Origin of the sequence: Brevibacillus sp. FSL K6-2834 (assembly GCF_038592925.1) — a bacterium.
In the GTDB taxonomy this organism is placed as follows: Bacteria; Bacillota; Bacilli; order Brevibacillales; family Brevibacillaceae; genus Brevibacillus; species Brevibacillus borstelensis.
In genome coordinates, this window is the sequence record NZ_CP151945.1 from 3935979 (window position 1) to 3947500 (window position 11522).

The following is an 11522-nucleotide window of genomic DNA, read 5'->3' on the forward strand; positions in this document are numbered from 1 at the left end:
AAAACAACCCTCAATGATTGCCAGCCTCTGTTGGTATACAAGAACCGAAAGCGGCAGTAAAAAAGGAGCTGCCCACATCGTAGATTCATCTACTCGTCGGACAACTCCACTCACTCGACGATCCCCAAATAGACCAGGTCCTCCAGACCGATCTGCCCTGTCACTGCAAGGCCTTCTTTCTTTTGAAAGCGAAAAACGGCCCTTTCAAAATGTTTGTCAAAATGACCATGCACGGGACCATTGTAATAGCCCGCCGCCTTTAATCGATTTTGTACAAGCTTGACCAATGCTCCTCGCGACCCCGGAACCAATACCCGATAAGTTAGCCTTTCATGCCCCATGATCGGCCCGTCTATGATGATGGGGGTCCCTACTTTTACAAGCGGGTAGAGCTTCTCGATGTCCTTGTTTTTCATCCGGAAGCATCCATGACTGACGTACCGTCCAATATGCTCAGGGCGATTTGTCCCATGAATTCCGTACGTCCCCCATTCAACATTGATTCCCAGCCAGCGAGAACCAAATCCGCCGCCCCAATTCAGCGATTTTTTCGTGACTGTGAACAGGCCTATGGGCGAGGGCGTATCGACAGCTCCCGGTGCTATGCGGTAAGAGGCTAGTACTTCCCCCTTATCCGTCCGCAGGTACAGCTTGTTCTCCCACAAATTGATATAAATGTAGACTGGCGGATCAGCCTGCTCGGCGTGAACCGGAACAAGCGAGGCCATGAGGATGATGAGCACGGAAATGACAGACAGAAAGGCTCTCATCATGCTGATATCGCTCCACTTCTTGATCTGATTATCAGAAGAAAAGCTGTACGAAAGCAATCACTATCGATTATTTGGCAAAGATATGGCTTCCGATTTTTTTAATCTGAGGTCTGGACCAGATCCACTTGGAAGTCGCTGTTTTGGGATTAAAGTAGAACAGGGCATTGCCCGATGGGTCCCATCCTCGCACCGCTTCATAAGCGGCTCGATATGCCGTCTTCCCTGGTGTCAGCCAGTATTGTCCGTCGTCAATCGCCGTAAAGGCATAAGGCTGAAAAATAATCTCTTGAATACTGTTGGGGAAATTGCTGGATTGCAAGCGGTTCATGACGACTGCGGCAACGGCCACCTGTCCGACATAAGGCTCGCCCCTTGCCTCGGAATAAACCAATTGGGCCAGCATTTGCATCTCGGATCGATTTACGGTAACTTTCTTCAGCTTTTTCCATGTCATTTTTCCTGTAATTCCATCTGCAGGCATCCCGTACTTTTTTTGAAACTGGCGGACTGCCTGGGTGGTCTTGCTTCCGTATATTCCATCCAAAGGCCCTTGATACAGGCCTATCACCTGCAGACGATACTGCAAATCCCAGACGTCACCGGTCCTGCTTCCCTTTTTAAGCACGGGAGCAGCAGATGCCGGAACAGCCAGCAAGAAAGCGACCAGGACAGACAAAAACAGGGCAATCCCGCTTTTTTTCTGAAACACCTATATCCCCCTCCTCAAGCCCCCATTCTATCGGGAGAGAAGATCAGGTTCAATTCAAGGTTTTTGGCATGTTTGCCAATACATGCCGTCTATCGCTCAAGCCCATGCTTCTCGTTTCATCCTTTTGGTTTGAACAGGACCGCCGCAAAAAATCCAAACACGATCGCCGCCGAAATCCCTGCACTCGTCACTTCAAATATGCCGGTAATCACGCCGACAATCCCGTGTTTTTCCGCTTCCTGCATGGCTCCGTGAACCAAAGCGTTGCCAAAGCTGGTAATCGGCACAGTGGCCCCGGCTCCGGCGAATTTGACAAGCGGCTCGTACAAGCCGAATCCATCGAGCAAAGCTCCTGCTACGACCAGAGAGGACATGGTGTGAGCGGGCGTCAATTTGACGACGTCGAGCAGAAACTGGCCAATCAAACAGATCGTGCCTCCCACCAAAAATGCCCACAGGAACGTCATGCTACCCCTCCTCCGGATGCTCTGCTTCAATGGCGACCGCATGAGCAATGCAGGGAATGCTTTCCCCTTGCTGATAGGAGATGGGTGACAAAAGGGCGCCGGTAGCGACGACCAATATGCGTTTCCATTCGCCTTCTCTCATCCTTCGCAACAGATGTCCGTATGTAACCGTAGCGACACAGCCACAGCCACTCCCTCCCGACCAGACAGTCGGATTGTCTCCGTATATAAGCTTGCCGCAGTCGATGTACCGATCCAGCGGAATATCGACGTTATGCTTCGGCAAAAGCTCCGAGAGGATCTGGTGACCGACCTTTCCCAAATCTCCCGTTACGACGAGATCGTAGTGATCGTGCGGGAGCCGCATATCGCGGAAGTGAGTCTCAATCGTCGAAAGTGCTGCTGGCGCCATCGCCGCCCCCATGTTGAACGGGTCGCTCAGCCCCATGTCGACGATGCGGCCGATCGTCGCGGCATGAACCCGCAGCCCGCTCCCCTTGTTTCCCACAACAGCTGCACCTGCTCCGGTAACGGTCCACTGGGCTGTAGGCGGCTTTTGCGAACCGTATTCGGTTGGGTAGCGGTACTGTTTCTCTGCTGCCCCGTTGTGGCTTCCGGTAGCAGCCAATACGTAGTCGGCTGACTGGCTGTCTACCAATAGCGCACCAAGCGCCAAGCTTTCCATCGCTGTCGAGCAAGCTCCAAACAGGCCGATGTAGGGGATACCCAATGTACGGGCAGAGAAGCTGGACGTAATGATCTGATTCATCAGATCGCCTGCAAGCAAGAAATGGACTTGCTCCTTTTGCAGGCCTGCTTTTTCCAATGCTTTGTCGCAAGCTTCCTCCAACAGAACTTTTTCGGCTTTTTCCCAGCTGTCTTGTCCAAGCATGAGGTCCCCATGCGTGATGTCAAAATCCTCTCCCAAAGGTCCTTTTGCTTCGAAAGGACCGCCGATGGCAGCCGTACTGAGAATGACCGGCCTCGAAGGGAACACCCATGTTTGATGCCCTTGTCGCATGGCTTATCCTCCCATTTTGATCAACGTTTTCACGATCCCGATCACGAATGCGGAAAAAACTCCAAACACAATCACCGATCCCGCCAGTTTGAACATGTTTCCGCCCACTCCCAGGACAAAGCCTTCGCTCCGGTGATCGATAGCGGCTGATGCAATCGAATTGGCAAAACCGGTTACCGGAACGCTTGTCCCGGCTCCTGCCCATTGTGCAATCCGGTCGTATACACCGAGCCCTGTCAAAAGAGCGGACAGAAAAATGAGCACGGCTGTTGTCGGATTTCCGGCCGTCTTTTCCGTAAAGTCAAAGTACCGGATAAACATCTCCTGAATGCCTTGCCCGATCAGGCAAATAATCCCCCCTGTGAAAAACGCCCGCGTAAAATTGCGCAGCAAAGGGCGAGGGGGCTCGTGACGTTTGGCTAACTGCTGATACTCCTGCTGGACGGGGGTAAGCTTTTTCTTTTTTTGATCCGCCATTGTTTTCCCTTCTTCCCTATCTTGTCAGCAGCGGCTTGACCTGATCCATAACCTTTTGCAGTTCTTCAGCGTCTCTTTGGTACACGAGTTTTTGCTGCTGATTTTTCGTAGACAGCGCAAACACTTCCAGATCGGCCTGGCACTTTTTCAACTGCGCGTAGGTTAGTTTCAACGCCTGCGGCTCAGCCACTTTGATTTTGTCGTCATACAGATCGAGGTATAGCTGACCGCCTTTGTCAACCTGGCCGAGAAAGACATTTTCCAGGGCGACGCCGGCCTTCTGCAGCTCAGCCCGTACCCAGGAACGGTTCAAGCCCATGTTCGACAGCGGCTCATCCATGATCATCCCGTCCATGATGACTGCTTGCGGCTCCTCTGCCGGCGACACCTCAAGCTCGAGATGCTGCGGGGTCACTGGCTGATGCTGCGATTTTAAAAGCACGCTCAATTCTCCACTGGTCTCCATCACTGCAAATTCGACGTCGGCCACGCGAAACACATTTTTGATTCGCAGCTGCTCCATCAGGTCTTCAGAGGTCAACCGCTCTTTTTTCAGGTTGTCTTCCAACACCTTGCCATCCTTGATCAAGATCGTCGCTTTTCCCTCAAAAAAATCCCGAAGAACCTTGCTCTTTAAAGCCAGCCATTCAAACAAAACAGGAAAGATTGCTACCACCGTCAAAGCGATCAGGCTGTGGTAGATAGGGCCGTCCATCTCTGTTGCCATGAAGGCGGCGATAGAGCCGATCGTAATGCCGACAATGTATTCAATGTACGTTAATTGCCTGATTTGACGCTTGCCGATAATTTTTGTCAGGATGAACAGATAGACCACAGCTCCGAGTGAGCGCAGTGCGATATTTAACCAATCGGGCACGCATAAACCCTCCCGCTCATGTACTAGAGAAGAGGAGAGAGAAGCCCCTCTCCTGTTTCCTGAAAGGTACTTAGAAGCCTTTGTATTGAGGCTCCTCGTTTTCAAGCTCGGTAACGCGCTGCTGCAGATTGGTCACGATCGACTCTGTCTGCTGTGCAGCTTGTGTGTACAACTGCTTCGCTTGCTGATTTTGGGTGCTGAGCGCAAATTGTTCCAGATTCGCTTGAGCTCCCTTTAAGCTTGCCAGCGTCTGCTTCACTTGGGATGCAACTGTCATCTGATTCACCTCCTAGCACCTATAGAGTCAACCAACTGCAGGCATTTAATCCCACGCTTTTAAAAAAGCGAACTGTAAAAATTTTACAAATACTAAATCGAGTAGGAGGGGGCGACTAACCCCCGTCCTCTCACACCACCGTACGTACCGTTCGGTATACGGCGGTTCACCAAGCTTGACGAATTTGAGAATATCGTTGCACTAAGCTTTTCAGCCCTTGTTGTTGCCAGTAGGCAATGCCGAGGGCTTTGTGTATATGCGGAGACTTTGTGGTACGCCATGCACCCTTGCGGGTATTTGCAATTTCAATGGCTTTTACGTGAGATATGCCAAGAGAACGAAGTTCTCGATATCTGGTTCTCACGCGTTTCCACTGCATCCACAAACAAAGACGGAGCCTGCGCCTTGTCCATTCCTCAATGGATTGTAGAATGCCCTTCGCGTCTGCAAGGGCGAAATATCCAATCCAGCCCATGAGGTACTGATTTATTCTTTCAATCCGCTTCTCCATCGAGATGCTCCACACCGGATTCGTGATCGTGCGGATTTTCTCTTTTAGCTTGAGGAGGGATTTGGGGTGGATGCGAATCCTTGTCTGTTTTGCAAAGGTAAAACTAAAGCCCAAGAATTTTCGTTTCCATGGTCGGTCTATCGCGCTTTTCTCCTCATTTACTTTTAGCCTTAGTACCTTCTCCAAGTGGTTTTGAATACTCTTCTTTACTCGTTCCCCTGCCCGTTTTGTTTTCACGTAGATATTACAATCGTCTGCGTAGCGGCAGAAACGGTGGCCTCTCTTTTCGAGTTCCTTGTCCAAATCATCAAGTAGGATATTTGCCAAAAGTGGGCTTAACGGCCCACCTTGCGGTGTTCCTTCACTTGATGTTGTACAGACGCCATTTATCATGATCCCCGCATTCAAGTAGGAACGAATCAGTCTTAAAATTCTCTTGTCCTGAACTTTTCGAGCCACACGGCTCATTAGAATATCATGATTTACGCGATCAAAGAATTTCTCTAGATCGATGTCCACCACGAAACGATATCCTTCGGAGATATACGCTTGCGCTTTCCTTACTGCCATGTGAGCGCTACGTTTTGGACGGAACCCATAGCTAGATTCCGAGAAGGTGGGGTCGAAGATCGGCGTTAACACTTGGAGGATGGCCTGCTGAATAAAGCGGTCTACCACGGTGGGAATGCCTAATAACCTTACACCACCGTCAGGTTTCGGGATTTCGACTCTGCGAACAGGTGAAGGTCTATAGGTTCCCCTTTCCATCTTCTCGCGGATGGCTTGCCAGTGTTCACGTAGATAATCGCGTAGTTGTTCGGTTGAAACACCATCGACTCCACCGACACCTTTGTTTTCCTCCACTCGTTGGAGTGCCATCCGTAAGTTTTCCCGTGATAAGACTTTTTCCAGCAAATCCATAATGATGTTCCTTCCTTCGCACATGCGGACTCCGTGCTTGCTGTACGATACTCAGCCCTCTTTTGTACCCTCGGGGCTTCACCCCTGCTCTTCAAAAGTAGTTCCTTGACAGAATTCTGCTTCGACGTACCGTATCAAAAGACATGGATCGCATGCTGGCTTGATGTTCGGCCCTTCCCCATTCAAGCGTCCTCTACTCGGGTACTATGGCCTCTGCTGACTTCTGCATGTTCAGCGTCTCCTTACGGAGACGGTTACCAACAGTTGAAGGCGTTTCATGCAGACCTCCCCAGGTAAGAACGATAACTTTCATCCCATGTACCTGCCCAAGTTTACTACTGTATCCCTTGGCTGTATGGGGCTTTGTCTTGTTTGGCAGACTCGCCCGGATACAACAGCCTCAAATTGGGTTCGTGTACCTCAGGTCGGGATTTTGCCGCCGGCTTCCTTCAGATTCGACCTCGCGGTCGACACCCTTGCCTTGAGCTAACGGTTGGTACAGCCAACCCCCGTTCGGGACTTTCACCCTATAGCTATCGCCCATGCTGGGCGCACCAAAAAGGAAAGACACCGTTATGGTGCCTTTCCGACATTCAACCTATTTGGTTATGCACGACCAGCCAATTGTTGTTCAGCGAAGGAAACGAGACGCTTAGTGATCTCTCCTCCAACAGAACCGTTTTGACGGGAAGTGGTGTCTGCTCCCAGTTGAACACCGAACTCAGCAGCAATCTCGTACTTCAGTTGATCCAGAGCTTGGTTAGCTTGCGGTACCAGAAGGTTGTTACGGGAACCACCGTTGTTGTTTGCCATCTGTAATCACCTCCTCGTTGGTTGTAAGCTTAATATGTCTGTTGACCCCCTCTTTCATTCATTCTGTCACTTTGATTTTCACTGGCAATTTATAGCGTTATAGCTGGAGCAGATATTTCGCAATCTGCTCTGCCGAATCCGGTTTGCTCAAGGAAGCCATTCTTTGGCTCACATCCTTTCTTTCTGCAGGGGAGTATCGAAGCTGCCGTACGATCTGGCTGATTTCATCTGTCGTACGTGCATAAAAAGCAGCTTCGTGCTTGAGAAGAAAGGACAAATTCCGCCATTCCTGACCTGGCAGCGGTTGAAACAAGACAAGGGGCGTTTGGACTGCAAGGGCTTCTGCGATGCTGATTCCACCCGGTTTGGTAAGAAACACATCCGCAGCAGACATCCATTTCCATATTTCGGGCTCATATCCTCTGACGATGACATTATGAACAGGCGGACATGAGGATGTCAGCCTGACCAATTTCTCCTGAAGAGAGTGATTTTTTCCTGTAATCACGACGATTTGGAGAGGCTCCGGCTCGCGCATCAAAACGCGAATCACCTCTTCCATCGAGCCATATCCCCCTTCACCTCCGCTTATTAACACAGTAAACTGCTGGGGGCCCAGGCCAAGCTGATCTTTCCAGGAAGCTTTATCCTGGAGGGCAGACGACTGGAAAGTGCGGCGGATCGGAATGCCATACTCCAGTACAGGTGTTCTCTCAAGCCGACGATCTGCCCGAATCGGATCGGCCAGTTGTTCATGGGCAACTACGTAAGCATCCGTCTCTGGATGAATCCAAAATCGATGGACGCAAAAGTCGGTGGGAACACCAACAAGCTGATAGGGTTTGGCCCCTTTCCGCTTTGCTTCAGCGAGCGCGGAAAAGCAGTACGCATGCGTAGCAACGACAACATCAGGTCTTTCCCGATCGATCAATTCCCGAACCATTCTTCTGGAGAGCCAGACTGCCAGCGGTTTGTTAAGCACGGCCGCCCACTTTTTGTCGTTGCGATGCATTTTTTGCCATAATCCGGGGTTGTACCGGAGCATGTGCAGATAAAAAAAGCGGGAGATTTCCCGCAACGCCGGACTTGCTGTTTGTAGGCCCGACACTACTTTTACATAAGCTGTGGGCCGCAGCTCTATCAGAGCTTCAGCGAGTGCTTCGGCGGCCATGCGGTGACCGCTTCCCGCCCATTCTTCGGTAACGAGCAAGATTCGCTTCGCGCTCATACCGTATCACCTGCTCGTTCGGGCTGTTGCATGAGATACCTTCGCAACAGCTCTTCCTTGGACATGTACACCCGCTTTAACGGGACGTCCTGATCCCATGTTTTCATCCTTTTCTTTCCATCCGGATGAATAAATCGAATCATCAGCTTCAGGTACCAGCGTTTGTATCGAAAAAACCAGCTCATCGGCACATTGGAAACGGAGAAGCCCAAAGGGGTTACCCCTTTGCTCAGGGTTGTTGTTCCGACGATTCCCTTGATCTCGTCCCTCTCTTCCATATTATTGAGGTAACTGGCTAGCTGCGGCAGTGAACGCATGATTTGCTGCCTGAGCAGCAAAGCCACTCTGAGGTCATCTTTTACGCCTTTGCTGAGGGTCGCGAAGTAGTAATTGTGTATATGCAGTTTTAAGATCAGATCGCCTTTTGAAATGACGCGATTATCCGAGGTGACGAGCGGTTCACCACGGTAGCGCATGCGGACAATGCGAAAGATATTGTTGCCTTTTTCAATATATCGCAGCCTGGTGCAGCGCTGATAAAGCTCGTCCCAAATCCCCCACAAGATCAAGATGCCCGTGTTCATCTCCAAATCGGTTCCTTTCTAGCTGTGTATTTCTGTATTCGTAGTATGCCCGATCCTGCTTGAAGAAAACACCGGGCTGCTGCCGGAGGAAGACTTGATTCAGCCAGTCGTTCTCCAGTAGCGCCCGAATGCGACGATGCCGCCCGCAACCAAAAATGGAATCCACGCATGATTTAAAAGCAACGGATTGAGAAGCTTCCAAACGTAAGGGTCCTCCAGGCACATCTCCGTGGCCGTGTACGCCAGTACCCCGCCGCCGAGCAGGGACAAGCTGGGAAATCTGTTAATCAAACGCGCGACCAGCGAGCTTCCCCACATCAATAGTGGTATGCTCATACCCAATCCCATCAAGATCAAGAGCAAGTCTCCGTCAGCAGCGCCGCCTACCGCCAACACATTGTCGAGACTCATGACAAAGTCCGCCAGAATAATCGTTTTGACTGCCTGCGAGACATTTTGGCTATAGGACACCTCCGTCGGTTCCTCCTGATCGCCAAACATGAGCTTCCAGGCGATCCACAAAAGCAGAACTCCTCCTACTACTTTTACCAAGGGGATGTCCAGCATCCAGGTCGTCATCCCGGTCAGCAGAACACGAAGCACGATCGCTCCCATTGTTCCTATGTAAATGGCTTTTTTTCGCTCTGTTGGCGGCAACCCCCGGCAAGCCATCCCGATAACAACGGCATTGTCACTACTGAGTACCAGATCGATGAGAAAAATTTGCAGCAAGCCAATCCAAAATTGCCCCTCCATCGCTCTTCCCCTTACCCACTTCTATTTGCCCTTCCCCTAACCGACTTCTATTTGCTCTTCCCCTAACCGACTTCTTTTTCGCCCTTCCCCCGCCCGACGATTCCGATTTACGGTTGTCCTTCTTACTCTATGCTCCCAGATGCCCCCTCATGAGCGCTTTTCTATTCCCGAATAAAGACGAGAATACTCGGATTTTGTTGAACAAAAATTCCATAAAAAAACAATTTTCAACGCAATATAGGAGATATATACCTTGTTTTTCTGGACATCCTTCCGTACGATATGAGTGGGGTGGGATAAGATATGGTGGAAACTGTCTCTCTGAACCTTCAAAACGTTTCACAAAAAATTCTGGATATGGGGCCGACCATCACTACGCTATGGTTGCAGGAGATCGTTTTGAGCATGGAAACCCCGCTGACGATCCCTCGCGATTTTGCGGAGAAGCGTACCGTATTGTTGGCACGTTATCTGGTTGAAAATGTCGAAGAGGATATGCAAACCTGGTGTCTGGAAATGGGGGAATGGCTGCGTTCCCAGGAGTACCCGTTTTCGTCGATCTTACGCACCTATCAGCTGTATCGAAATGTCTTTTGGCGTGTGATCAAGCCGGAGCTGCTCAAGTGGTCGCTGACAACTGAACACATGATTTACCTCGAAACGCAGTTGGGGAAGGCCATGGATGAAAGCATTTTTTGGGCTGTTTACCATTTTGAACAACTGATTAATAAAGAGCTTGTGAAAAAGGAAGAAACGATCTCCTTCCTGCATAACGACAAATTGACCATGTTGGGCAAGATTGCTGCTAATATGGCACATGAGCTCCGAAATCCGTTGTGTGCCATCGAAGGCTTCTTGAAGCTGATCGCCGAATCGACTCGCGACCAGGACAAGCTCCAGTCCTATATCCAAGTGGTCATGCATGAATTTGAAAACCTGCATCGGCAAATAACCGGTTTTCTCAGCTTTTCCAAGAAGCCAATCCTGGATGAAATCTTTAAGACGGTTGATGTGGAGCATTTGCTATACGAGGTAGAGCTTCTCATTACACCTCGGCTTCTGGCTGAAAATATCGGGTTTGAAAAACAGATTGAGCCCTGTATGCTGAGCTGCTATGAAGAAGGGTTAAAGCAAGTCGTCGTTAATCTTTTGACCAATGCTATCGACGCTGTCCAGGGAAGACCCGAAAAGATGATCCGGGTTCAGTCAGCTTGTCAGAATGGCATGGTACAGCTTTCGGTCGAAAACAACGGGGAAATGATTCCGCCAGACATCCTGGAAAGCTTGTTTCAGCCCTTTTTTACGACGAAACAAAATGGAACCGGGATTGGTCTGTCGATCTGCAAAAACATCATCGAGAAGCACAATGGAACGATTTCCTGCGAATCTACCCGCGAGTCCACCCGTTTTATCGTTACACTGCCTTTGGCATAAACAAAGCTTCTTTCGAGGTTTGCTCGAAAGAAGCTTTTTCATTCTCACCTGTTTGTCATGTTCGGGCTGTTTAGATCGCTTTGGACTCAGCTGCTCCCCTTTACAACAGAGACGTGCTCGTGTGGACAACGTGCTTTTTATCGAAAGCGAAAAAATGCCCTCTGATGACAGAGGGCGAGGCAAGAGATCCGTTTACCTTTCGAGTAAGCGATCTAGACCCTACTCTACACGAAAACATATGTTTCTACTACCCAAACCTTAAGACAACTTTCGACAAAGTCCATTGACCTTGTCGAACTCCTCACATATTGTCGATGGTCGAAAAATCTGGGCCAAAAGACTTATTTAGCTCATTTATATAGAGATTGGTCGGGTTACCGGTTTTAATAAATTCAATTCAATCGCAGGTAGGTATCAATCTATAATGAGAGCATAAAAAAACAGGCACTTATTGAAGTAAGTGCCTGTTTCTTCTAGCTGATGGAGCGGGTGATGGGAATCGAACCCACGCGACCAGCTTGGAAGGCTGGAGTTCTACCATTGAACTACACCCGCATAACAACGATGGTACCGAGGACCGGGCTCGAACCGGTACGGGAGATACTCCCGACAGATTTTAAGTCTGTTGCGTCTGCCAATTCCGCCACCCCGGCAAAAATCATGGTCGGGAAGAC

Annotated in this window: 13 protein-coding genes and 3 tRNA genes (1 of these 16 only partly in view); 1 reads left to right on the forward strand and 15 read right to left on the reverse strand. The window is 49.9% G+C overall.

The window, feature by feature from the left end; translation table 11 throughout:
* Positions 1–110: 110 nt before the first annotated feature.
* The 12 genes from NST96_RS19485 to NST96_RS19540 form a co-directional block, all read right to left on the reverse strand.
* Positions 111–773 (reverse strand): L,D-transpeptidase family protein, encoded by a 663-nt coding sequence (locus NST96_RS19485; protein ID WP_251238200.1) that lies wholly within the window; start codon positions 771–773, stop codon positions 111–113.
* 67 nt (positions 774–840) lie between these two features.
* The gene (gene sleB / locus NST96_RS19490; RefSeq protein WP_194247002.1) at positions 841–1455 is read right to left on the reverse strand and encodes a spore cortex-lytic enzyme; all 615 of its coding nucleotides are present in this window, start codon (positions 1453–1455) and stop codon (positions 841–843) included.
* A gap of 143 nt (positions 1456–1598) precedes the next feature.
* Positions 1599–1949 carry a stage V sporulation protein AE gene (spoVAE, locus tag NST96_RS19495; protein ID WP_003386716.1) on the reverse strand — a complete coding sequence of 117 codons (351 nt, stop codon included), beginning with the start codon at positions 1947–1949 and terminating at the stop codon, positions 1599–1601.
* A 1-nt stretch (position 1950) separates the two neighbouring features.
* Complete coding sequence (gene spoVAD, locus NST96_RS19500; RefSeq protein ID WP_003386717.1) at positions 1951–2970, reverse strand: stage V sporulation protein AD; 1020 nt, start codon at positions 2968–2970, stop codon at positions 1951–1953.
* Between the two features lie 3 nt (positions 2971–2973).
* Positions 2974–3447 carry a stage V sporulation protein AC gene (spoVAC, locus tag NST96_RS19505; RefSeq protein WP_003386718.1) on the reverse strand — a complete coding sequence of 158 codons (474 nt, stop codon included), beginning with the start codon at positions 3445–3447 and terminating at the stop codon, positions 2974–2976.
* 16 nt (positions 3448–3463) lie between these two features.
* A complete protein-coding gene (locus NST96_RS19510; RefSeq protein WP_342404323.1) occupies positions 3464–4324 on the reverse strand; it encodes a DUF421 domain-containing protein in 861 nt (286 codons plus the stop codon).
* 70 nt (positions 4325–4394) lie between these two features.
* Positions 4395–4601, reverse strand: a complete 207-nt coding sequence (locus tag NST96_RS19515) for a DUF1657 domain-containing protein (protein WP_003386720.1) — start codon at positions 4599–4601, stop codon at positions 4395–4397.
* A 166-nt stretch (positions 4602–4767) separates the two neighbouring features.
* Entirely contained in the window at positions 4768–6033 is a 1266-nt protein-coding gene (gene ltrA, locus NST96_RS19520; RefSeq protein WP_024985202.1) for a group II intron reverse transcriptase/maturase, read from the reverse strand.
* Positions 6034–6639: 606 nt separating this feature from the next.
* A complete protein-coding gene (locus tag NST96_RS19525; RefSeq protein ID WP_003386721.1) occupies positions 6640–6846 on the reverse strand; it encodes an alpha/beta-type small acid-soluble spore protein in 207 nt (68 codons plus the stop codon).
* A 97-nt stretch (positions 6847–6943) separates the two neighbouring features.
* A complete protein-coding gene (locus NST96_RS19530) occupies positions 6944–8074 on the reverse strand; it encodes a glycosyltransferase (RefSeq protein WP_003386722.1) in 1131 nt (376 codons plus the stop codon).
* Positions 8071–8658: a hypothetical protein gene (locus tag NST96_RS19535; RefSeq protein WP_003386724.1), complete on the reverse strand. Its 588-nt coding sequence runs from the start codon at positions 8656–8658 to the stop codon at positions 8071–8073. Before NST96_RS19535 ends, NST96_RS19530 begins: the two co-directional genes overlap by 4 nt.
* A gap of 99 nt (positions 8659–8757) precedes the next feature.
* Positions 8758–9414 (reverse strand): TerC family protein, encoded by a 657-nt coding sequence (locus NST96_RS19540; RefSeq protein WP_039070863.1) that lies wholly within the window; start codon positions 9412–9414, stop codon positions 8758–8760.
* A gap of 303 nt (positions 9415–9717) precedes the next feature.
* Here NST96_RS19540 and NST96_RS19545 point away from each other — a divergent pair, with 303 nt between their 5' ends.
* Complete coding sequence (locus tag NST96_RS19545; RefSeq protein ID WP_003386727.1) at positions 9718–10848, forward strand: HAMP domain-containing sensor histidine kinase; 1131 nt, start codon at positions 9718–9720, stop codon at positions 10846–10848.
* A 481-nt stretch (positions 10849–11329) separates the two neighbouring features.
* Here NST96_RS19545 and NST96_RS19550 read toward each other — a convergent pair.
* From NST96_RS19550 to NST96_RS19560, 3 genes are all read right to left on the reverse strand, one after another.
* Positions 11330–11403 (reverse strand) — tRNA-Gly (locus NST96_RS19550).
* A gap of 10 nt (positions 11404–11413) precedes the next feature.
* Positions 11414–11501: transfer RNA gene (locus tag NST96_RS19555), tRNA-Leu, on the reverse strand.
* 8 nt (positions 11502–11509) lie between these two features.
* Positions 11510–11522, reverse strand: a tRNA-Pro gene (locus tag NST96_RS19560) (it continues 64 nt past the right edge of the window).